This is a genomic window from Pedobacter sp. KBS0701, from assembly GCF_005938645.2.
Lineage (GTDB): Bacteria > Bacteroidota > Bacteroidia > Sphingobacteriales > Sphingobacteriaceae > Pedobacter.
The window spans coordinates 5,808,654-5,833,285 of record NZ_CP042171.1 but is presented as its reverse complement, the minus strand read 5'-3'; the positions used below and the strand labels follow the sequence as shown (position 1 = coordinate 5,833,285).

The 24,632-nt window shown below is 39.2% G+C and carries 16 protein-coding genes; 11 read left to right on the top strand and 5 right to left on the bottom strand.

The window, feature by feature from the left end; genetic code table 11:
• Nucleotides 1-348: 348 nt before the first annotated feature.
• From dapF to FFJ24_RS23650, 5 genes are all read left to right on the top strand, one after another.
• Nucleotides 349-1,131, top strand: a complete 783-nt coding sequence (gene dapF, locus FFJ24_RS23670) for a diaminopimelate epimerase (RefSeq protein ID WP_138819576.1) — start codon at nt 349-351, stop codon at nt 1,129-1,131.
• 420 nt (nt 1,132-1,551) lie between these two features.
• Nucleotides 1,552-2,721, top strand: coding sequence for an efflux RND transporter periplasmic adaptor subunit (locus FFJ24_RS23665; RefSeq protein WP_138819575.1), 1,170 nt, complete (start codon nt 1,552-1,554; stop codon nt 2,719-2,721).
• Nucleotides 2,722-2,769: 48 nt separating this feature from the next.
• Entirely contained in the window at nt 2,770-5,952 is a 3,183-nt protein-coding gene (locus FFJ24_RS23660) for an efflux RND transporter permease subunit (protein ID WP_138819574.1), read from the top strand.
• Between the two features lie 10 nt (nt 5,953-5,962).
• A complete protein-coding gene (locus tag FFJ24_RS23655) occupies nt 5,963-7,363 on the top strand; it encodes an efflux transporter outer membrane subunit (RefSeq protein ID WP_138819573.1) in 1,401 nt (466 codons plus the stop codon).
• 879 nt (nt 7,364-8,242) lie between these two features.
• Nucleotides 8,243-11,776: a gliding motility-associated C-terminal domain-containing protein gene (locus tag FFJ24_RS23650; protein WP_138819572.1), complete on the top strand. Its 3,534-nt coding sequence runs from the start codon at nt 8,243-8,245 to the stop codon at nt 11,774-11,776.
• On the opposite strand, the gene FFJ24_RS23645 is transcribed toward FFJ24_RS23650, so the two are convergent.
• Nucleotides 11,773-12,783 (bottom strand): type IX secretion system membrane protein PorP/SprF, encoded by a 1,011-nt coding sequence (locus tag FFJ24_RS23645; protein ID WP_138819571.1) that lies wholly within the window; start codon nt 12,781-12,783, stop codon nt 11,773-11,775. The two genes, FFJ24_RS23650 and FFJ24_RS23645, sit on opposite strands and share 4 nt — an antisense overlap.
• Before the next feature lie 297 nt (nt 12,784-13,080).
• Between FFJ24_RS23645 and FFJ24_RS23640 the strand changes: the two genes are divergently transcribed.
• The 3 genes from FFJ24_RS23640 to FFJ24_RS23630 all read left to right on the top strand — a co-directional run bounded on the left by FFJ24_RS23640 (nt 13,081) and on the right by FFJ24_RS23630 (nt 17,385).
• Nucleotides 13,081-15,972: a DEAD/DEAH box helicase gene (locus tag FFJ24_RS23640; RefSeq protein ID WP_138819570.1), complete on the top strand. Its 2,892-nt coding sequence runs from the start codon at nt 13,081-13,083 to the stop codon at nt 15,970-15,972.
• Nucleotides 15,973-16,219: 247 nt separating this feature from the next.
• Nucleotides 16,220-16,537 (top strand): DUF2892 domain-containing protein, encoded by a 318-nt coding sequence (locus tag FFJ24_RS23635; RefSeq protein WP_121284384.1) that lies wholly within the window; start codon nt 16,220-16,222, stop codon nt 16,535-16,537.
• A 65-nt stretch (nt 16,538-16,602) separates the two neighbouring features.
• Nucleotides 16,603-17,385, top strand: a complete 783-nt coding sequence (locus FFJ24_RS23630; protein ID WP_138819569.1) for a DUF1080 domain-containing protein — start codon at nt 16,603-16,605, stop codon at nt 17,383-17,385.
• Nucleotides 17,386-17,797: 412 nt separating this feature from the next.
• Here FFJ24_RS23630 and aat read toward each other — a convergent pair whose 3' ends face one another.
• Nucleotides 17,798-18,430, bottom strand: coding sequence for a leucyl/phenylalanyl-tRNA--protein transferase (gene aat, locus FFJ24_RS23625; RefSeq protein ID WP_138819568.1), 633 nt, complete (start codon nt 18,428-18,430; stop codon nt 17,798-17,800).
• 71 nt (nt 18,431-18,501) lie between these two features.
• Between aat and FFJ24_RS23620 the strand changes: the two genes are divergently transcribed.
• Nucleotides 18,502-19,947: a DUF1800 family protein gene (locus FFJ24_RS23620; RefSeq protein ID WP_138819567.1), complete on the top strand. Its 1,446-nt coding sequence runs from the start codon at nt 18,502-18,504 to the stop codon at nt 19,945-19,947.
• Nucleotides 19,948-20,059: 112 nt separating this feature from the next.
• The gene (locus FFJ24_RS23615; protein ID WP_138819566.1) at nt 20,060-21,259 is read left to right on the top strand and encodes a DUF1501 domain-containing protein; all 1,200 of its coding nucleotides are present in this window, start codon (nt 20,060-20,062) and stop codon (nt 21,257-21,259) included.
• A 265-nt stretch (nt 21,260-21,524) separates the two neighbouring features.
• Here FFJ24_RS23615 and FFJ24_RS23610 read toward each other — a convergent pair whose 3' ends face one another.
• Complete coding sequence (locus tag FFJ24_RS23610; RefSeq protein ID WP_138819565.1) at nt 21,525-22,421, bottom strand: DUF6694 family lipoprotein; 897 nt, start codon at nt 22,419-22,421, stop codon at nt 21,525-21,527.
• Between the two features lie 63 nt (nt 22,422-22,484).
• On the bottom strand, nt 22,485-22,838 hold the full coding sequence (locus tag FFJ24_RS23605; RefSeq protein ID WP_138819564.1) for a hypothetical protein: 354 nt from the start codon (nt 22,836-22,838) through the stop codon (nt 22,485-22,487).
• A gap of 108 nt (nt 22,839-22,946) precedes the next feature.
• Here FFJ24_RS23605 and FFJ24_RS23600 point away from each other — a divergent pair, with 108 nt between their 5' ends.
• Complete coding sequence (locus FFJ24_RS23600) at nt 22,947-23,315, top strand: YccF domain-containing protein (protein ID WP_138819563.1); 369 nt, start codon at nt 22,947-22,949, stop codon at nt 23,313-23,315.
• A gap of 288 nt (nt 23,316-23,603) precedes the next feature.
• On the opposite strand, the gene FFJ24_RS23595 is transcribed toward FFJ24_RS23600, so the two are convergent.
• Nucleotides 23,604-24,578 carry an App1 family protein gene (locus FFJ24_RS23595; RefSeq protein WP_138819562.1) on the bottom strand — a complete coding sequence of 325 codons (975 nt, stop codon included), beginning with the start codon at nt 24,576-24,578 and terminating at the stop codon, nt 23,604-23,606.
• Nucleotides 24,579-24,632 lie beyond the last annotated feature (54 nt).

Here is a 24,632-nt window from a genome sequence, read left to right as displayed (position 1 = left end):
TACTTACTTTTAAAATTGGTTAGCTTTTAATGGTTTCATCTGTTAATTATGTTTTTAAAGCCATGATTTATAATAAGCCGTTTGCTAGCTAATTGTTTAGCCTATCATACTTCATTTGTTAAATGTTATTGTTTGCGGGAGCATTTTTCATTTTGATTTAAGCAGGATGCTCCAGCAGTTTTTATCTGCTCAAATTTTCTTTAGTAAGTTTATTCAAATTTAATACCATATAAACGATATTTGTATCCTCAAAGCACTTAGTTTTGTGTTAAAAAATGTTAAATTAAAAAACACAATCCACTTATTACCTTTTTCAACTCAAATATTGCATTAAAAAATGAAGCTTTAATGAAAATTAATTTTTATAAATATCAGGGCGCAGGCAACGATTTCATTTTGATAGATCACACCACAAGTCCGTTAAAAAATATTGACAATCAACTAGTTGAGCAATTGTGCCACAGAAGATTTGGCATTGGTGCCGACGGATTAATGTTCATTACAAAGCATGAGGATTACGATTTTGAGATGCATTATTTTAATGCCGATGGCAAGTTAGGTAGTATGTGCGGAAATGGTGGCAGGTGTATCGTGGCTTTTGCCAAACAACTCGGCATTATTGATCGCGAAACCAACTTTTTGGCAGTAGATGGTCCGCACTATGCCAGAATTTCAGAAAATGGAGAATGGGTTGATTTACAAATGATTGATGTTGATGCCATTACCAAAGATGGAGAAGCCTATGTATTGAATACTGGTTCGCCACATTACGTTTCTCTGCAAAGTGATTTAAAAGATTTTAATGTTTTTACCGAAGGAAAAAGTATTCGTTATAATGCAACTTATGCAGAAAAAGGTATAAATGTAAACTTTGTTGAAGATAAAAGTGATCATTTATTTGTGCGCACTTACGAACGCGGTGTTGAAGATGAAACTTATGCTTGTGGCACAGGGGTAACAGCAGTTGCCATGGCTATGGCAAAACATAAAAACCAAACCGGCCATATTAAAACTGATATTAAGGTTTTGGGCGGTGATATTAAAATAGAATTCGACTACGACGGGAAAGCATTTACCAATGTATTTTTGTGTGGCCCGGCCAAATTGGTTTTTGAAGGAGAAGTAGACTAGTTTTGTTTATAAACCTCGCATGTTTTTGAGACCCGCGAGGTTGAGTCGTGATCCAAATATCTCGTGTAAAACATACACCACCAACGCGTTTTGTTTGTTAAAACAAACACGGTTAATTGTCTAAAAACTGCCTCACAATAAGTAATTTTAACACCATTTAACATCTGTCTCAAGATATTTACACATTCATTTCTGACTAAAAACAACGCTCAAAAAGCTAAAAAACAACGTTTTAACCCAAAAAAACTGCATTTTAAAATCAAAAATAAATCAATCGATTGATTAAATGACAGAATTTGGACAGATTTATTTTTTGTTAGGCTCTATTTTTGGACAATTATTTGCGAAAATCGAAATCCTAAATTTTGACGACGCTCTTAATTCCGGAAATTCAAATTTATACACACACAGAAATAGTCCATGAGAAAAGTAACAACTCTCTTTTTTAGCATGAGCATGGGTATGCTCCTGGCATCCTGCGGAAACAACGATGCTGCTAAAAAAGCCGCAGCTGCAGCAGCAGCTGGTCCACAAGCTTACCCGGTTTTTACCGTAAATACACAAAACACCACTTTAGATTCTGATTATCCGGCAACGATTGAAGGGATCCAAAATATCGACATCCGCCCAAAGGTTGACGGCTTTATCGAAAAGATTTTTGTAGATGAGGGTGCCGTGGTTAAAAAGGGTCAGTTACTTTTCACCATTAATGCGCCACAATACGAACAACAAGTACGTACAGCAAGAGCGGCGATCAGTAGTGCCGAAGCCGATGTTAATGCAGCCCAGTTAACAGTAAATAAAACCAGGCCTTTGGTAGAAAAAGACATTATCAGCAAGTACGACCTTGATGCTGCTCAATTAACACTCCAAAGCAGAAAAGCAGCATTGGCACAGGCAAAAGCCGAATTGGTAAATGCACAGGTTAACTTAGGTTATACTTCAGTTAAAAGCCCTGTTGATGGTGTGGTTGGCAGTATTCCTTTCAGAAATGGAAGTCTGGTAAGCAGTACCAGTACGCAGCCATTAACAACAGTTTCTAACACTTCAAAGGTTTATGCTTACTTCTCTTTAAATGAGAAACAGCTTTTAGATTTTTCTAAAACTTATAAAGGAAATACTTTGGCGCAGCAGATGAAAAACATCCCGGCGGTAAGTTTGGTACTGGCCGATGGAACAATTTATGCACAAAATGGTAAAATAGAATCCATCAACGGACAGATTAACACCAGCACAGGTTCTGCAAGTTTAAGAGCAACCTTCCCCAACCCAACTTCTTTATTAAAAAATGGAGCAAGTGCTTCTGTAAGGATTCCTCAGCATATTGACAATGCAATTTTAATTCCCCAAAAATCTACCATCGATTTACAGGGAAAAAAATTCGTTTATGTTCTGGGCGATTCTGCTAAAACCATTAGTACCGAAATCGAGATTATGGATTTGGCCAAAGGCAAGTTCTATGTCGTAACGAAAGGGCTTAAAGCTGGAGATAAAGTTGTTTTGGAAGGTTTTCAATCATTAAAAGACGGAACGAAAATTAAACCTGAAGAAAAAAATGCTGATTCAGTTTATGCTGATATCAAGAAATAACAATATCATGTTGCCAATCACACTATTGCAGTGTAATCAATATTAATTATGTTTAAGAAATTTATAGAAAGACCGGTTTTATCAACGGTTATATCCATCATCATCGTTATACTCGGTGTTTTAGGTTTAGCTACGTTGCCGGTTTCACAATATCCGGAAATTGCCCCGCCCACGGTGCAGGTTTCTACTTCATACCAGGGTGCCAATGCCGACGTGGTGATGAATAGCGTTGTTGTTCCGCTGGAAGAGCAAATAAACGGTGTGGAAGACATGACCTACATGACTTCTACCGCCAGTAATGATGGTACCGCGACCATTACCGTAAACTTTAAGCTGGGAACCAACCCCGATCTTGCAGCCGTAAACGTACAGAACAGGGTTGCACGTGCGACCAGTTTATTACCTGCAGAGGTTACCAAATCGGGGGTAATTACAGCTAAAAGACAGGCGAGTAACGTATTGATCTTTGGTTTATATAGCGACGATCCTTCTTACGATCAGAAATTTTTGCAGAACTATGCAAACATCAACATCATCCCTCAGATTAAACGTATCAATGGTGTGGGTGATGCGAGTGCATTCGGAACATTGGATTATACCATGCGTATCTGGCTAAAACCTGATGTGATGGCAACCTACGGACTGGTTCCTAACGATATTAACGTTGCCCTGGCCGATCAGAATGTGGAGGCCGCTCCGGGTCAGTTCGGAGAGCTTGGCGATCAGGCATTTCAATATACCTTAAAATATACGGGTAGGTTAAAAGATGAGGCCCAGTTTGGCAACATTATTATCCGCACTACCGATAACGGTCAGATTCTCCGTTTAAAAGATATTGCAAGGATAGAATTAGGTGCACAGAGTTATGCCAGTTCGGTTAAATTTAACGGAAAACAAGCTTTGGGTATCGCCATTAACCAAACAGCAGGTTCAAATGCAAAAGAGGTAATCGAAAATTCCATCAAAACCCTTGATGAAGCTCAAAAATCTTTTCCAAAAGGGGTGCATTACTCAACTTTGGTTAACGTAAACGACTTTTTGGATGCATCGATAGAAAAAGTGCTTCACACCTTGATCGAAGCATTTATTTTGGTGTTCCTTGTAGTGTTCATCTTCTTACAGGATTTCCGATCAACCTTAATTCCGGCGATTAGTGTACCGGTGGCAATTATCGGAACGTTCTTTTTCCTGAGTTTATTTGGATTTACCATCAACTTACTAACCTTATTTGCCCTCGTGCTTGCCATTGGTATTGTGGTGGATGATGCGATTGTGGTAGTAGAGGCCGTGCACGCCAAGCTGGATGAAGGTTATACCGATGCCAGAAAGGCAACCATAGATGCGATGGACGATATTAGTGGAGCGATTATTTCAATCACTTTGGTAATGGCTGCCGTATTTATCCCGGTGAGTTTTATCTCCGGATCTTCAGGTGTATTTTACAAACAATTTGGTTTAACACTGGCCATTTCCATTATCTTATCGGCCATTAACGCCTTAACATTAAGTCCGGCATTATGTGCTTTGTTCTTAAAACCGCATAAAGAAGAGCACAAAAAATCTAAAAACTTTTTAAACCGTTTTTACGATGCTTTTAATACTTCTTTCGATGCCGTAACCGGAAAATATAAAAAATCAGTAGGCTTCCTGTCCAGAAAAAAATGGATCGTTGGATTGGCTATCGCTTTCTTCGCAGTAGTATTGGTTTGGACGATGAATACCACACCAAAAGGTTTCGTACCAAATGAGGATTTGGGAACCATTATGAGTGATATCTCATTACCAGCAGGAACTTCGCAAGAGGAAACCAATATTGTAATTGCAAAGATTGATAGTATTGCACACAAAATACCTGAAATTAAAAACACTTTAAGGGTGGTGGGCCGTAGTATGATTAGTGGTTCGGGCAGTTCGTATGGTATGGTAATTTCGCGATTAACCCCATGGGATGAACGTAAAGGCCGGGATGTAAAAACCATAATTGGCGAACTGTTTGCAAAAACAGCAGGTATTAAAGGTGCCAAGATTATTTTCTTTGCTCCGCCAACTATCCAGGGTTTTGGTACCAGTGGCGGTTTTGAGTTCCAGTTGCAGGATAAAACTGGTGGAGATATTAAAAAATTCAACGAAGTTGGAAATGGATTTTTAGCAGCTTTGAGTAAACGTCCTGAGATCCAATATGCTTCTACCTCTTTTAACCCAAATTTCCCTCAGTACCAGATTGATGTAAATGTGGCAAAGGTTAAACAGGCCGGCCTGAATGTTAGTGATGTTTTAGGTGTAATGCAGGGTTATTATGGCGGTGTTTATGCTTCAAACTTTAACAAATTTGGTAAACAGTTTAGGGTAATGTTCCAGGCAGATGCGCAGTACCGTGCAAACGAACAAACTTTAACCCGTATTTTTGTTAGAAATTCTGCAGGGCAAATGGCTCCGGTATCAGAGTTTATTACTTTGACCAAAGTGTATGGACCACAGGCCATTTCACGTTTCAACTTGTTTACTTCAATTTCGGTAACCGGTAACCCAAATGCAGGTTATAGCTCAGGTGATGCTTTAAAGGCTGTTCAGGAAGAGGCTGCTAAAAATCTTCCGGCAGGATATGGCTATGAATTTTCTGGTTTATCACGTGAGGAGATGGCCGGCGGAAGTCAAACGGTCTTCATTTTCTTACTTTGCGTAATTTTTGTTTATTTCTTGCTCGCCGCACAATACGAAAGTTATATTTTACCATTAGCTGTTTTATTCTCTTTACCGGTTGGTTTAGCAGGTGTATTCGTTTTTGATAAAATTTTCGGGGTAGATAATAACATTTACACGCAGATTACCCTGATCATGCTTGTGGGACTACTCGCCAAAAACGCCATTTTGATTGTTGAATATGCGGTAGATAGAAGAAGAAAAGGAATGAGCATAGCCAACGCCGCAATTGATGGTGCAACAGCACGTTTACGTCCTATTTTGATGACTTCATTTGCCTTTATCTTAGGATTATTGCCACTGATGCTATCATCAGGTGTGGGTGCCGCGGGTAATACCTCAATTGGTACAGGTGCTGTTGGCGGTATGTTGATCGGAACAATTTTCGGGGTTTTCGTAATTCCGGCTCTGTTTATCATATTCCAATCCTTACAAGAGCGCATCAGTAATAAATCGCCTTTTAACGAAGGTATTGACCATGAACAAACGCCAGAGGAATATGAATTGGCTACTGCGAACAGCAAACATTAATATTAAGAAAATGAATTTTAAATATAAGCATTCCATTTTAACCGGTTTAGCCATTGTTACCCTGAGTGCCTGCGTAACTAAAAAATACGAACGCCCTCAGGTAACTAGTGAGGGTTTATACCGGGATAATAGCACAACAGATACCACTACGATGGCTGATCTGCAGTGGAAAACATTATTTTCGGATACCACGTTACAATCGCTGATCCAACAAGGGATAAATGAAAATTTGGACCTGAAACAGGCCATTGAGCGTATTAAAATTGCCGAAGCAACACTCATACAGAGTCGTGGAGCATTATTGCCAAGCTTACAGGCGGATGTAAATGTAACGGATAATAAACAATCGCAGGCCTCCTTAAACTTTCCTCCCGGGATTAACATTAATTTAGAAACCCAAACCTATAAAGCGCAACTTAGCACCAGTTGGGAAGCCGATATATGGGGGAAATTAACGAGTGCAAAACGTGGCGCTTATGCAACTTTATTACAAAGTGATGCAGCGAAAAGAGCTGTCCAAACGCAATTAATTGCCACAATTGCCAACAATTATTATACTTTATTAGCGCTCGACAAACAATTGTCCATTACAGAGGAAACCATTAAGGTACGCTCAAAAGATGTGGAAACCATGCGTGAGTTGAAGCAGGGAGCGGTGGTTAATGGCGCAGCAGTTGTACAGAGTGAAGCCAATTTATATGCAGCCCAGGTAACCTTACCTGATTTAAAAAGAAGCATTAAAGAAGCTGAAAATGCACTGAGTGTTTTGGTTGCCAAAGCGCCAAATGCAATTAACCGTACGACTTTAGATCAGCAGACCCCTTATGCGAATTTACAGACCGGTGTTTCTGCACAATTGTTAAAAAACCGTCCGGATGTGATTGCCGCTGAATTTGGTTTCAGATCGGCTTTTGAAAACACAAACGTAGCAAAAGCTTATTTTTATCCAGCTTTAACCATCACCGCAGCGGGTGGATTATCAAGCTTACAATTACAGGATTTCTTCAGCAAATCTATCTTCTACAATTTAGTGGGAGGTTTAACGCAGCCAATTTTTGCAAGGGGAGCAAACAAAGCCCGCCTAAAAACAGCTGAAGCCAATCAACAGATTGCTTTTTACAACTTTCAACAAACACTGTTAACTGGCGGACAGGAAGTATCAAATGCATTATATGCTTACCAAACGGCTGCAGAAAAAGAGGAAACAAGGGCAAAACAAATCGCCTCATTAACCAAAGCAGTAGATTTTACCAAAGAATTATTGCGCTATAGCTCTGCAACAAACTACACTGACGTGTTAACTTCAGAACAAAGTTTGTTAACAGCTCAATTAAGTGGGATTAATGATCGATTACAAAAATTACAGTCCGTAGTAAATCTATACCGTGCATTAGGCGGTGGCTGGAAATAAATCATATTAACATACATTAAGGTAAGGCATTCTGAATTCAGGATGCCTTTTTTCATTCCATTCCACGGCCTGTGTCTCTACAAGTCATTGCGTTGCTTTTTGCCAAGGAGGCAGGGATAACACGGAGGATTTTTAGTCTGTCATCCTGAGCATAGCGAAGGATCTTTAAAATGAGATGCGCTCTTGCAAATCGTTAAAAACGCATAATTATTAAGAGGCTACCTCATAAATAATAGAATTGCCATCCTGAGGGTTAATTAATTTTTTAAAATCAATATGAGTGACGTATAATTGTCTTCTCTTGTCCCAGGGCTCGGTCTTGCCTCGGCTCGCCGACTCCGAAGGGCTCTTTCTTTTTGGCATTAAGAAGAAACAAAAACTGCCGGCTTAAAATTTTTCTTTCGAAGCTAGTTGGTTGGCTTAAGCAGTGCAACCCTAAAAATTTGTTAGGCCGGATTTAAGTAGAACGGAGATATTGTACTATGGCCTAGCTGGGCGCAAATAATAAAGTAATTAAAGGGTAGCTTATCAAATGACCTGTTTTAAATGTTTTACAAGGCATTTAGATACTTCGTCAAGCTTAGTACAGGCTAAGCTCAACGTGACAAATTCGATTAAATTCCAATTTATAATACAGCCTCCAGCGAAAAGTCGAGATGACGACTATTCTATTGGAGTCTTTCTATATTAACACAACAAAAGATCTATAAAACCAGATTAATACGATAGATTCCCAATGCCATGTTTTCTGTGTCTGCCTCGGTGAGCTCGATGGTAAAAAACCAAGGCAACTCATTTTCAGAAAAATAATGTAGGTTTGTGAACTAAAACCCTAGCCACTAAACTTTTATTTGTATTTTGGCTGTACCAAACATTTTTATGCGTCTCTCAAAACTGCTGGCCCTATTTATGGGCTTATTTTTCATTAATAATGTTTACGCTCAAACTTACGTGGTTACCAGTAATGCCGATAGCGGCACTGGAACATTAAGGGAGGGATTAACACAAGCGGCTATAGCTAATAGGATCACTACTTTTACCATCAATTTTAATTTACCCGGCAATCCAAGCGATAATGCGAACCGCACCATTAGATTACGTTCGGCATTGCCTGTGGTTTCTTCAAATGTAGTAATTGATGGCACCTCACAGGCAGCATGGCCCGCTCTAGGTGTCTCCGGAGCAAAAGTAATATTGGAACCAGAATACCCTAATTCTACATTTTCAGGATTGATCATCGGCCAGTCGTCAACCACTCAAACCCAAACAACAGGGGTTGAAGTTTATGGTTTGTATATCAGGAATTTTGCTGCCATCAATAATTTACAAAATGTAAATATGGCTCAGGGCTCGGGAATTGTAATCGATTATCGTGCAAATAATATTACTATCGGTGCTCCAAATAAAGGAAATGTTATTGGAGGTAACATTAATGGTATTATTGTTCAGAACAGCTATTATTTTACCACAATCACCGCCACAAAAATTAAGATCCAATCGAACTTAATCGGGGTGATATATGATGGAATAACCCCAAACACGAATGTTTATGGTATCTCTGCCAATTTATACGATAGTGCTTTAGATGTTGGGGGTGATAATACCGGCGAAGGCAACGTAATTGCTGCAAACCGGATTAATTTAGATATCACCCGATCTTCGTACTCCACTAACGCAAGGTTTGATATCAACGTGATCAATAATAAAATCGGGGTAGATTATACTGGTAAAAAAGACTTCCATGAATTACCGATATTTCTTTCTTCTTCCGCTTTAGAAATTGCAGGGTTAAAAGTTAATGCAGTAAATACGGCACTTTATGTGCGCAACAATATTATCGGAGGGAACAGAACTACAGGCGTTTCGGTAACCAATTCAGACTTTATTTTAACAGGCAATGCTATCGGAACAGATGCCGCAGGAACTGTAGTAATGGGCAATGGCATCGGTATTAAAATAGAAACGGGTGCAGGTGGAACCATCGGTGGCGCAACACCTGCCGAAGCAAACATAATTGCCAATAACAGCTTTGGGGTTGAAACTGTATCTTCAAAACCTGTAAAAATTACAAGGAATAGTTTCTTTTGTAACAGGACGTTTGGAATCGGAAAAACCTTAACTATTCTTCAGCCTTATATTCAGATCCTTAAGAAAAGGAATGACTACGTTTCTGGCAGGGCTACTCCCAATTCTGAAGTAGAACTGTTTTATACTGTAAACTGTCAGGGTATCTGCGAGGGTAAAACCCATATTGCCACAGTACAGGCTGGTAGTGACGGTCGTTGGGAATATAACGGAACCCTTACCGGAATGGTTACCGCAACGGCCAGTTTATTAAATGCCACTACTTCTCCATTTTCAACCACCGAGCTTTTGGCAAATGAAGCCATAGTTGAACCTGTAACCTGTAATGCCAATGGATCAATCACTATCCCGGAGCCACGTGAAGGTTTTACTTTTACCTGGGTAAAGATAGAAACTGATGGCAGCAGGGTACCTAAAGGAAATACACAAAGTATCACTAATTTAGAGGTTGGAACTTATGAAGTAACTGTTGACGATGGCTGTAAAGCGTTTCCTTCGGTGTTTATCATTAAAGATCAAAAATTAACCAAACCCAATATTCAGCCAGTATTTCCAATATGCGGACAAACCTCTTTTACATTTAATGCAGAAGTTTTAAGGGGAAAAGGTGTGTTAAAATATGAATGGATAAATACCGCAACAAATGCTGTGGTAAGCAGAAGCAACCCCGCTAGTTTGCCAGAAGGCACTTACCTCGTTAAAGTATCGGATGAAGCAAACTGCTCGCTGGATTCAGATCCGATTACGGTTAAAAGAAAACCAAAAATTATCATCACCAGTACTACATCACCTAAACACGCAACTTGTGGCAGCCAAAATGGTGCAATAAAGGATTTAAAATTTACCGACTTCACTGGAACAATTACTTATAAATGGTATAAACCAGATCTTCTTACCGGCGCTTTAGGTGATGTAATTGCGACCACCGCCGACCTCGAAAATGTTGAAGGTGGTAATTATACCATTGTAGTAACCGATCAGGGTGAATGTGGATCTACTTCTGCTTCTTATTTTATCATTACTGATAATACCATCCAGATCAGCGATGCTTCGATCAGAAAAAATGAAACCTGTAACAGCAGCAATGGCGCCATAGGTGGAATCTCACTGACTGATGCTGATGGTTACGAATGGATCGGACTCGATGGGATTACCATTAAAAAAGGTACTTACTCCGCAGGAACTTCTTTATTAATTGAAAACCTAAAAGCTGGTTCTTACAGGCTTTGGGCAAGCAACAGCAAGTCAACCTGCCCACGGGTTCCACGAGATTTTGTAGTAACCGCAACACCACTTCCGGTTTATAACTTTTCGCACCGCGAATCGCCAACAACCTGTGGATTAATTAATGGAACCATTGATCTGGATTTTAGCTCAGCCCTTCCTTATCGGTATGAATGGAAAGATCAGGCAGGCAACATTGTTTTAAGCACAAAAACAACCACTTCCATTTCCCTTAAAAATTTACCTGGTGGCACTTATACCATGTACGCCTACGATATTAATAACTGTAGCCCGGTTATTATGGGGCCTTACACCATAGAGGTAACTCCGCTGCTTACCATTGTACCTAAAACCGGAACAACGGTAAAAGATGGCTGTACCCTGCAAAGAGGTTCGGTTACCGGCGTTGAGGTAATTGGCGGTGTACCGGGTTATACTTTTAGATGGTTAAACGAGACTGGCGAAGCTGTTCAGTTTACACAAGATTTAACCAAAATTGGTGCCGGAACATATCGATTGGAAGTTAAAGACAAAACAACCTGCGGTTACGCCATCAGCGAGCCGTTTACCATTGTTGATGAGCCATTTAAAATCCTCACTCCTGTTATTAATGATCTCCGTGTTTGTTATGTTTCTGATATTGTGCTGCCTGTAATCGCTCCGGAAGAAGGCACCTATCAGTTATTCGAAAAACTTGATGATACCAAGCCATTTTTAGAAAGTACCATAGGTGTATTTAAATTTAAAGTGGCGAAAACGGCCGATTATTATGTACGGAGAAAACTTGGAGCCTGTACCAGTGAGTTTATCAAAGTGCATGTAGAAGTAACGCACGATAACCTGGAAATTACCAACACCATGACACCAAATGGCGATGGCATGAACGACGTTTGGCAGGTTCGCGGATTACCCGATTTTAAAGGGATCAACATCAAAGTTTATACCCGCGGCGGTCAGCTGGTGTACGAATCTATCGGCAATTACAACAAGCCATTTGATGGCCGCTTCAGGGATAAGGAATTACCAGCGGGGGTTTATTATTATGTTATTGATCTCCGGGCCGAATGCAAACCACTAGGCGGCAGTATTACACTTTTACGTTAAAACTGCCTGCTTGGGCAGGCTACCTGATAACGGTTGTTTAATAAAATACCCAATACAATTTCGTGGGTCCCGTTATTTACCGAGCGTAACCCTGAAGTATTTACATCATACGAATAACTCAGGTTTACCAGCGAGGCTACATTAAACCCTGCCAGAAGCGAGAAAGAATCATTGTTTCTGAAACTGGTTCCTACCCAGAATTTATCTTTATAGGCAAATTTCAGGTTGGCATCAAACGCAGCAGGAGCATTAGCCCAATAGGTAATCAATGCCGATGGAATCATGGCAATATCCTCATCCAGGAATATTTTGTAACCAGCAGTACCATAAAAAGTAGCTGCCTGATAAGCATCAATCTTGATTTTATTGCCAACAACACTGCTTTTACTACCAATAAGCTGTTTCGCCGAAACACCTGCAAAAAACCTGGGACTATACAACCAAACACCAGCGCCAACATCAGGCCTGATTTTATTGTTGTAATCGGCAGAAAATAACGGATCGCCCGATTCATCAGCAACAATTCCACGTACATCAACATTGATCGATTTAAACCCTGCAGATAAACCCAGCGATAAATTGATTTCATTAGTAAGGCCAAGGTGATAAGCATAAGTTACGTCCGCATTGGTCTGCCTGATTAAACCCGCCTTATCTGTCATTGCGACAAGACCAATGCCATGGTGAGGCTCAGCAGCCGTATAGTTGTTTACAAAACTCCTGCTCATCGGGTTTTCGCCATTGCCCGCAAATGAATTTACGTTGCTACGCACAAAATCTTCACCTATGGCTGTACTTAAAGAAAGGTATTGCGTACTTGGTGAGCCTTCCAAACCGCTCCATTGTTTTCGCAGACCGATTTTTAAATCAGTATAGTTGTCAATACCCGATAATGCAGGGTTCAACAGGATATTGTTAAAAATATATTGGGTACTTCTTGGAATTTCCTGTCCATAGCCAGAAAAAAACAGACAAGTGAACACAGAGAGCGTGTAAAAAAACTTCATTTAAGCTGCGATGATGCGTTAACCGACTGATAATAATAAACCTACCAATCTAAGAGCTAAGATAATAAGTTGCCGGCAATTATTACGTATTAATATTTGCATGAAAAGCCGGATATTTTAGCAACTCGATTAATATTCGTGAATTAAACTATTGCATCACAGTTGGTTTTTCATTGCAGGTTAAAAAGCCCTATATTTTTTATCCCAAAAACGGCCAGTTCTTTTGATGTAATCTCAAAATATTGTAAGTTTAAAGTTTTTTAAGCGGCTTAGCTTACAAAAATTTTATATCCATCAATGTTACGTGTCGATAGTTCTAAAGCCTGTAAAGTAGTGTACTCTTTGTGCAAACATGAGTACCTTGGCTATTTAATTGAACCTCACGTAGTTCAGCTTAATCCCCAGGGCGATTTTTCTTTTACCTACCAACGGATTTTTACCCACACGGCAGAAGAGTTTAATGCCTGTTTAAGTGAGATCGATTATAAGCTGATCAAAATTTTGGATGATATTGAGCAGGATTCGCTGATTAAAAAGTATTATAAAAAATTAATCAGGCCTACTGAATTCTTTACCAAAATCTTCGACGATAAATTCTATGAGAATGTTCGTCCGAAAATTGAAAAGAAACTTGCTGAAGCTTTAGAAATCTTAAAGGTCAAAAATGAGCTTTATGTAATGGATAAAGATGGCTGGCCGGTAGAACGCAAAATCGAACTTGCCGGCGAACCTGCATCCATCCTTTTCCATTTCCGCAGGAATGAAACTGAAACCCGTTATTTCCCGACCATCAAGTACCAGAACCTGCGCATCGAATTCATGTTTAAAGAAGCGCAGATCATTAGCAACAAACCTGCCTGGTTATTGCTGAACGATGTGTTATACTTTTTTGATCAGGATATTGAAGGCAAGAAATTACAACCTTTTTTAAATAAACGCTTTATTGCCATACCCAAAACAACTGAAGCTACTTATTTCGAAAAATTTGTTGCACCATTAATAGAGAAACACCATGTGTATGCCGAAGGTTTCGAGATTAGAACCGAACAATTTGAGGCTATACCGGTAATCAAGGTTTTATATGTAGATGGTGGTCTTTCGCAAATTCAGTTGTACTTTAAATATGGTGAATATACCTTCCCTGTCGAAAACGCACATAAAGTAACTGTGCGTTTAGAAAAAACGGCCGATAACTATATTTTCCACCGCATCAAACGTTCAGCTGAATGGGAGAAAAAACAGTTTAATCTATTGTTATCCTTAGGACTTAAAAAAACGAGTTCATTATTCAGTAACCTTGAAGTAGCTTCAGCGGATGAAAACCCAAGTTACGGCGCAATAAATTGGGTAAATGAGCATATCGAAATCTTGGAGGCATCAGGTTTTGAAATTGAACAGGCCACCGGGCAGAAAAAATTTGTATTAGGTGCCAGCAAAATCGATCTTGAAGTTAAAGAAGGAAACGATTGGTTCGATATCCATGCCGTGGTTTGGTTTGGAAAATATCAGATCCCTTTCTTATCCTTAAAACAACATATTTTACATAAAAAGCGCGAATTTTTATTACCTGATGGTGAAGTGGCCATTATTCCCGATAAATGGTTTACTCAATACGGTAGTCTGTTTAGTTTGGCAGAAACCGGACAAACGCTCAAATTAAAGAAACACCATATCGGTTTAATCAACGATCTGGCAGAAGATAGCCTGGCTAATGTTACCCTCGAGCGTAAACTTCAGCGTCTTTCGGATTTTGAAGATATAGCCGATACGCAGATGCCAGTTCACTTTAAAGGAACTTTACGCGATTATCAGAAAGCAGGCTACAACTGGTTCAGCTTTTTACGCGAGTATAATTTTGGCGGCTGTTTAGCTGATGATATGGGTTTGGGTAAAACCATCCAGACTTTGGCTATGCTTCAAAAAGTTAAAGAAGACGATCAACTGTTGGGCACACAAACTACATCGCTGATCATTATGCCAACCTCTTTAATTTACAACTGGTTAACAGAGGCAAGAAAATTTACACCAAAGCTTAAAATATTAGCACATACAGGTACAAATCGCAATAAAGATGTAGCCAATTTTGCCAATTACGATATTATCATTACCACCTACGGTGTAACCAGGGTTGATATAGATGAGTTGAAAAATTTCTATTTCAACTACATCATTCTTGATGAAAGTCAAAACATTAAAAACCCGGCATCAAAATCGTTTAAAGCCGTTAGAAGCTTAAAATCGAAACACAAACTGATTCTGAGCGGTACACCTGTAGAAAATTCAGTAAGTGATTTGTGGTCGCAGTTAACTTTTTTAAATCCTGGTTTATTAGGTACGCAGGCATTTTTCTACGAAGAATATGTGCAGGCGATAGAAAAGAAAAAGGACGAAGAAAAAGCGCGTAAACTCCAATCCATCATCAAACCTTTTGTACTCCGCAGAACGAAAGAACAAGTGGCTGCAGAGTTACCGCCAAAAACGGAGCAGGTAATTTATTGCGACATGAGCGAAGACCAGGCGGCATATTACGAAAAAACCAAATCGGCCTATCGCAACGATCTATTGCAGAGTATGGATGATGGAACTTTTGCACAAAAGCAGGTGCAGCTTTTACAGGGATTAACCGCTTTACGTCAGTTGGCCAACCACCCTGTTATGATCGATGGAGAGTATATCTCCGATTCAGGCAAATTTGAAAACGTAATCCACACTTTAGATAACGTGCTTAAGGGCGGACACAAGGTTTTGGTTTTTTCTCAGTTCGTAAAACACCTGGATATCTTCAAAAAACACTTTGAGGCCGAAAATATTCCTTTTGCGTATTTGGATGGATCAACCCGTAACCGTGGTGAGATCGTTTCTGAATTTCAGCAGAATACCGACTTAAAGGTTTTCCTGATCTCGATAAAAGCCGGTGGCGTAGGTTTAAACCTCACACAGGCCGATTATGTTTTTATTCTAGATCCATGGTGGAACCCTGCTGTAGAGCAACAGGCCATCGATAGGACACACCGTATTGGCCAGGACAAAAAGGTTTTTATCTATAAATTCATCGCAAAAGATACCGTTGAGGAGAAAATCCTGGCTTTACAGAACCGTAAAAAATCTTTAGCAAATTCATTGATCACCACAGAAGAAAGTTTCTTTAAATCTTTGAGTAAAGAGGATATCAGGGATATATTGAATTAAGCTTTAATAAGATAGATTGTCATCCTGAATGCAATGAAGGATCTTTATTGAATAGGTGCAGATCCTGTATTTCATAGCTTATAGATTCTTCATTGTATTCAGAATGACTGATTACCAATTTAGATTTCTCCATTCCGTTGCACTCCGCCCGAAATAACGATAAATCTTATCGAAAAAACAATTTAAAATTCTTTTCAAACTCATTCCCTCCTTACTTGTTATACAGTAGTACATAAATTCTACCATCATGACAAATCAAGATTTTAATACTGCAGTAAATAATGTTAAAGAAGCATGGAAATATCCAGAGTTATTCGAAAATGTTTCAAAATCCGAGCGTTGGTTATCAGGCGCAGCAGGGACATATTTACTTTTTAAAGGCATTACCAGCATTTTTTCGCATCCTGTAATTGGATTAACTGGTGCTGCAATTGGTGCAGGATTACTGTACCGTGGCATTACGGGCTATTGCCCAATGCGTGATTTAGCAGAACAACGCAGAGAAGATGTTGCCCCTGACGAAGTAATTATAAGTGAAACCTATGTTGTTGACGATTTAGGGTAAAATTTTAAATACTAAATTTCCATTTGTTAATAAACTGGTTAACTTTAACAAGTTAAACCACAATCATGAACAAGTACACACTATTATTCATTCCTGCACTTTTTGCAGGGCGAGCTATGGCGCAAGATAAGAAACCAGATCCTGCCAATGACCCTAAAGCAACGGAGGTTTGGGAGCCAGTCCCTAAAATTGTTACACCAGGTAAACTGCCTCAAGATGCACCATCTGATGCTATAATTCTTTTTAATGGTAGAAATTTAGATGCATGGCACTCTGTTAAAGACCCATCTAAACCGGCTGCGTGGACAATTGACGATGGGTTTTTTACCGTAAAAAAAGGAACAGGAAACATCGAAACAAATAAAAAGTTTACAGATTACCAACTGCATCTGGAATGGAAAATCCCTGAAAACATTTCCGGCGAAGGTCAGGCGCGTGGAAATAGCGGAGTGTTTTTAGCTTCAACTGGTGGTGGTGATGATGGTTATGAAATCCAGATTTTAGATGTTTATAACAACAAAACCTATGTGAACGGACAAACAGGTAGCGTTTATAAACAAGCGGTTCCTCTAGCTAATGCCAACAAAAAACCTGGTGAATGGCAATATTATGATATCATTTGGAATGCGCCACGTTTTAATGAAGATGGAACAGTACAAAAACCAGCAAGTGTTACTTTATTTTTAAATGGAGTACTTTTACAGAACGGATTTGTATTAAAAGGTGCAACGAGATACATCGGTGCTCCTGAATATAAAAAGCATGGCCCTTCCTCAATCAAATTACAAGATCACGGAGACCCAAGCCCTGCCATTAGCTACAGAAACATCTGGGTAAGAGAACTATAATTAGATGCTCCTTGCTTGTACAGAGGGTTAATTAGAATAGCGATTTTATCGCTTACCACATTAAAAATGTGAAGTACATACATCCCCGTTACAAACTGATACGATAGCGAATTATAATTTCAACAAAACAACAATAAGAACCTGCAGGCCAAAAGCTTGCAGGTTTTGTTTTATAGAAGAATTTGACGGATAATTGTAAACAGATTATTTAAGGATTAGGCAATTAACCGGGAATATTAACGCAGGCATAGTTTCCTAGCCCCGATTGAAGTGAGCACGCATCCCGGTTCTTCACCAATCAATAGGCACTGAAAATAGCACCGGGAGAAGTAAAACGTAAAGCGGGAAGAAACCTAAATAGCTGTAGGAAGCTGCGCTTCAAATAAAATGACAAACTAAAAGCGTCTAGGTATTAATGAACCTCTAGCATTTCCATATACAACTCCCTGCTGATCATTTCTGCACCCAAACTCACCAAATGGTCATTTGGCAACTGACAGTCAATCAAATCAATATTCATTTTGCTTAAAAAAATAAGGGCAGCTTTTGAAGCATTACTGACATGACTAAACATACTTTCACCACAAAACACGCGGTTAACTTTAAGTCCATATAAACCACCAACCAATTGATTTTCCAGCCAAACTTCTACACTGTGGGCATAACCCTGCTGATGAAGATGGATGTAAGCCTGTTGCATCTCGTTTGTAATCCAGGTTCCATCCTGCCCCTTTCTTTCCGTGGTTGCACAATTCCGGATCACTTCGGCAAAAGCCTGGTTAAAAGTAATGTCAAAAACCTCGTGTTTTAAAATTTTCTGCATGCTTTTACTGATTTTGATTTTATCAGGATAAATCACACAACGCTCGTGTGGCGAATACCAAAGGATTGGTTCGCCTTCGCTAAACCACGGAAATATCCCGTTAGAATAGGCAACCAGCAATCTTTCCATACTTAGATCTCCACCAATGGCCAGCAAACCATCCTCTTCTGCCAAAGCTGGATCAGGGAAACCAGGGTGATTATCTAAGAGTTGAAAAAACATAGGCGAAAATAAGAAAGAAAACAAAGATTAAACCCTGACGTTCTAAATAAGTCATATTGTAAAAACAGTCCATGATGAGCACAAAAGATAATTTCTTAAAAGTAAAACATCTTTACAATCGGGCCGGCTTCGGTATTTCTTATACCGACTTACAAAAATTAAGCAAAAAAAAACTTGATAAAGTAGTAGATAACTTGCTTAAAGATTCCCAAAAAGACGATCCCATCAATTTAGTAAATGATTTTGAATCAAAACGGCAGCTTTTGGTACAGGCAGGTTTATATGCTAAAAAAGACCTGACGGATGATGAAAAGAAAATGCGTCAGCAGATTATACGCGAGCAAAACGATGTGAGCCGCGACCTGAATATTGCCTTCATTACCAAGATGATTAATACGGATGCTCCGTTGAGGGAAAAGATGACGCTCTTTTGGCATGGTCATTTTGCGTGCCGCAGCAACAATCCCTATTTTGCACAACAACTAAACAACATTCAAAGAGCAAATGCCTTAGGAAGCTTTAAAACCTTATTGATTGAAGTTTCTAAATCGCCTGCAATGTTGCAATACCTCAATAACCAGCAGAATAAAAAAGGTAAGCCTAATGAGAATTTTGCCCGCGAACTTATGGAGCTTTTTACATTAGGAAGGGGAAATTATACCGAGCAGGACATTAAAGAATCTGCCCGCTCATTTACCGGCTGGATGTATGATAAAGATGGTTCGTTTATTTTTAGAAATAACCAGCACGATACCGGTACAAAAACCTTTTTCGGTAAAATCGGGAATTTTGAAGGCGAAAACATCATTGATATTATTCTTGAAAAACCAGAAACCGCACAATTTATTGCCTGGAAAGTATATAAGTTCTTTGTTAATGACAACCCAAATGAGGAACATGTTAAAGAACTAGCCACACATTTTTACAATTCGAAATACGACATTGCTTCGATGATGAAAAAAATGTTTACTTCTGATTGGTTTTATAGCCCGGAAAATGTAGGCACAAAAATTAAATCGCCAGCCGAATTTTTAGTGGGTTTAAGTCGGGAGTTTTATGTTACTTATAACAAACCACAGGTTTTAATACAGCTACAAAGCAGTTTGGGGCAATATTTATTTAACCCGCCCAATGTTGCAGGCTGGCCAGGCGGACAAAGCTGGATCGATAGCTCATCGTTAATGTTAAGGATGCGGATTCCTTCACTTGTGTTAAATGACGGAGAAATCGATTTTAGCGGCAAGGCAGATCCCGAAGATGAGGCCGTAATTGCACTAAGCAGGGTAGCAACCACCAATGCCAACGCCAATACAAAACCAAAATCATACGTTAACGCAAATGCCGATTGGCCTAAATTTTTAGGCACCTTGCCGAAAGGATTAACGCCATTAGCGCTCACCGAGTTTTTATTACAACCAAAATTAAACGATAAAATCACGGCCATGGTAAGTGATAATAAAGGACTGCGGAGTACTGCGGTTGAGATTACGAGTATGCCGGAGTATCAGTTGTGCTAGATGAATTGGTTGATGGCTCATTGTTCATATCGGTTTCGCTAAACACCCAGGCCATCAACTATAAAACTATGAACCATCAGCCAATGAACAAGTGAACTAAAACACCAACAAGATGAACAGAAGAAATTTTTTAAGAAATACAGGATTTGTTGCAGCAGGTACGCTATTCGTTCCGGCTTTTATGAAACCACTTGAGGCCATGGCACTTGATGAATTGAGCCTCTATAAAAACCTGGTTGTGGTGCAGCTTTCCGGCGGAAATGACGGCTTAAATACAGTCGTTCCATTTGGAAATGACATTTATTATCAAAAAAGAAGTAGTATCGCCATTAAGCCTGAAGAAGTGATCAAATTGAACGATATGCAGGGCTTAAACCCAAATATGGCTGCGCTGCAGGAAATACATGATCAAGGCTGGATGACCATCATTAACGATGTTGGCTACCCTAACCCAGACCGGTCGCACTTCCGTTCGATGGATATCTGGCAAACCGGTAGTGATAGTAATCAATTTTTATCCACCGGATGGATTGGCCGCTATTTGGACAGCAATTGTCAAACCTGTAAATTCCCTTATACCGCGATAGAAGTTGATGACTCACTTTCTCTGGCCATGAAAGGGCAAACCAAAAAAGGAATTGCATTAAAAGATCCTGCAGCCTTATTCCGTAATACGAACGACCCGTTCTTTAAGGCCATGCTGCAAAATGATAAAGAGCATTTGGATGAAGATAATTTGGGCTACTTGTACAAAACCATGATCGAAACCTCGTCATCAGCCAATTATATACAGAATACTTCCAAAGTTTATCAGTCTAAATCAACATATCCTAACTCGGGTTTTGCCAACCAGTTAAAGACAGTTTCGAAATTTATTTCCTCGGGATTAAAAACAAGGGTTTATTATGTTTCGTTAAGCGGTTTCGATACCCACGTAAACCAGGTCGGTCAGCAGGGAAATCTGCTCAAGCAATACAGCGAGGGTATGGCCGCTTTCTTAAAAGACTTAAAAACCAATAATAAATTAGACGATACTTTGGTAATTACCTTCTCCGAGTTCGGCCGCAGAGTAGAACAAAATGCCAGTAACGGAACCGACCATGGAACAGCAAACAATATGTTTGTTTTTGGCGGAAAATTGAAGAAACAAGGAATATTTAATGCAGCTCCTAACTTGGGTGATTTAGATACCGGAGATTTAAAATACCAATTGGATTTCAGGCAGGTTTATGGTACCATTTTAGATAAATGGCTGGATGTAAATAATGCTGATATTCTGAATAAGAAGTTTAATACGCTGGATTTTATATAGGTATTGGCAAGCTGCTTTATAAATATCAGATTTGCCAAGACTGAGGGTTAATTTATTGAACGAAAATTAATTACAGCTTTTTTTTACGAATCGTTCTCTGCGAGAGATCGTCATTCCCAACTTGATTGGGAATCGTAATGCAAGCGCTTTAAGATTCCCGGCTGCGCGGGAATGACGGCCGTATAAAAGGAGTCTGTCAATGGTAAGCCTATCGAAAAACTTTTAAAAGCGTTTCTACAAGCTCAACATGACAGATTAAATCAGCTTATTTGTTTGTTAGCTCCAGTTCATCTAAAGTTCCTTTAGTTTCCTGAAGTTCCTTTAATTCAGCTTTCTTCTTTTTAATTTCGGCATCAATATCTTCAGCGCTGTATTTTGGCAAGGCTATGGTTTTGCCATTTATGGTAATACTCGATGCAAGTAATTCAAGTTCCAGATCAAAATCTGAAAGCCTGGCATTTTCTACAGGATATTTAACATTTTTCCACTTTTCCTGATTGTTTTCTTTCGCCTCTCTGAGCATCACATTACCATTCTTGCTGTCACCCGGGCTTAAGGTGCCAACCTCTTCCGCATCACCCCAAATCTGGGATGCAATTACTTTTTTAGTCGATATTTGCCTAACCTCAACCTTAATGGCCACTCCTCCTGTTAATGCTTGTTTTCCTGTAAAAGCATATTCAATATCCAATTCCGGAACTTTTTCTCCAAAAAAGTCATCTTCTGTTAACGTCAGGCTGGTTACTTTAAAGATATCCAGTTTCTGTTTATTAACGACCAACTCCTTTTTCTGGATTTCGAGTGTATCAATTTCTCCTGATACTTTTGCGATTTCTTTTTTATTGTGTGCCTGCAAAAGATCTTCGGCGAGATTTACCACTGACGAGTAGCTTAAACCATCAATCATTTCCAATGAAATTTTATCGAAAGATTTCCCCTTGTATTTTTCAGGTTCATTCCATTTTAACCGCATCGATTCTAAGGCGATCACCCTAAGGGCTTTCTCTAGATTTACCTGTTCTTCCTTATTCAGGTTTTTTACGATTTTAGCTTTAGAAGTTTCGAATTCTTTTTCAGATTTCGCGTTAAACTTTTCGCCACAGCCCGTTAAGGCTGCCACAATAAATGCAAAAAATACAATAGTGACCGATAATTTGTTCATAGGGTTAATTTTAGATGAGATGGAACATTAAAAAATTTAAACGTTTATAATGATGCTATAGTTTTATTTTCTTTTTAACACGTATACTGGCCGGTTAGTATCTTTATCAATTTGCTCCGTGTAGACGCTTAATAATTCATATCCATAGTTTTTCATTTTGTTAACACAGTCAATTGCAGAATTAAATTCGAGTTTATTGCCATCATCATCACGGATGTACAGCTCGCTATAATCTCCCTTTTTTTGACCGTATTCAAATATAATCCATTGTTTATTGGCTAACAGACTTTTTTCGGCACGGACCTGGATATAATCTACATGAATATCGGTTAGCTTCCTTCCATTTACATTTTGAGCTTTGGCATCAGATAGCCCAAAGCAGGCAGCGAGTGCCGCTATAAAAATTAATTTTTTCATGTTGTGTTTCTTTTGTGTGTGATTCCAAATTACGGAGAATCGATTAAGAATGCATCATTTGATCTGTAACAAAAAGCAAATTCTTAAATCTTAACCTAAACAAACACAATGAACTTTTTAGGCAATATCATCTGGATTATTTTTGGCGGCATCTTTATTTTTTTCGAATACATTATCGGAGGTTTGATCCTTTGCCTAACCATTGTAGGTATTCCTTTTGGCATCCAATGTTTTAAATTCGCCATTGTTGGTCTTGCGCCTTTTGGCGTTAAAATAACCGATACCTCATCAAACACAGGCTGCCTATCTACCATCATGAATTTGATCTGGATTTGCTGCGGCGGTTTTTGGATTGCCCTAACCCATTTATTTTTCGGAATTCTGCTTTGCATTACCATCGTAGGTATTCCTTTCGGTCGCCAGCATTTTAAGCTGATGAATTTAGCATTTACACCGTTCGGAAAATCAATTTCTTAATCTGAACAAATATATATAGTTCCGCCATTTCGACCGTAGCGGAGAAATCTGTAAACATTTTTTTTGAAAAGCAGGGTTCTGTGTCTATCGGATCCGACAGTCCTGCCATCCGCTTTACCTCTCTGCGTTCGGTGCTCGCTCCTGTCAGGTTTATTAAACTGTGGCCTGCCCCATTAGCAAAAACTTTGTACTTAGCCCCGATTGAATGGATGCCCACGATACATCATCGGGGCAGGAAGAAAAGCGGGACACTTGAACCCGATGAGCACAACTCTTGCGCTCCAAAAACTATTGGATGAGCCCTATTGATTTTGAATGCTCAATTGCCTCTTCACTCCTATTAAATAAACATGCCCCAACCCCCTTATCTTCTACTTTTTTAAGCAACACTTTGGTTTCAGCCTCTTTTTCTGGCCTGATATTACGAATATAAACTGCTTCAATATTTTTCGGGTATTTCTCTACGATGGAACTATAAATTTCAGGATCCTGTTGCGAATTATCTCCAAAAAATACAAACTTCTGATTGGGAAAGGCATCCAGGATCCGCATTACTCTTAATAATTTCCCTTCATGTCCGGTTTTGCCGGTTTTAATCAGATCTTTCCATCTTTTCAGCGTATTTAAAAGAAAAGCACCATCCGGCAATTTGTTAAACTTAAAGGTTTCGACCAGGTAATCATACAAATTCCATTCGCTGCTGCTCACATAAAAAAAAGGATTAGGTTGTGCTGCATCCGTATGAGATAAAGCCAATTGTTGATAATGACTGGCTGCATTAGGAAAGGTTTTACGGGTATGTGGATTTTTGATAAAAAGTTCTCTCAATCGCCTCCCAATGGTTGCCGAATGCGAAACCATTACGGTATCATCCACATCAGAAATGAAAGCATACTGGGTAATATGCGGCACATAAATCTTGCCTTCGCCAGCACTTAAAACGGACCCATTCTGATCAATTGCTTCTACTTCAACATCGTGCCAGCCCGCGGGGATATCCTGTTCAGCCTTCCATTCGAATTTAAAAAAGCCATCGCTCTCGGTTCTGTTGTAGATGACCTGATCAAAAAAGCGCAAACGAACCTCCACAAAAGCGTAGGGTTTTAAAATAAAAAGCTTTAACAGATGAGCGATATTGACAAAGATATTGTTGCTGTAAACCTGCTGCGTTTTCGCCTTCCGTTTAAAAACATGACCATAAACAACCAAATTATGCGCGTGACCATAACCATGATATACTTTTACACTAACAGATTTATTCATCGTTATTAAAACAGAGTTTATTAAAAGTTGTTTGTGAAGTAAACATAAGGCATC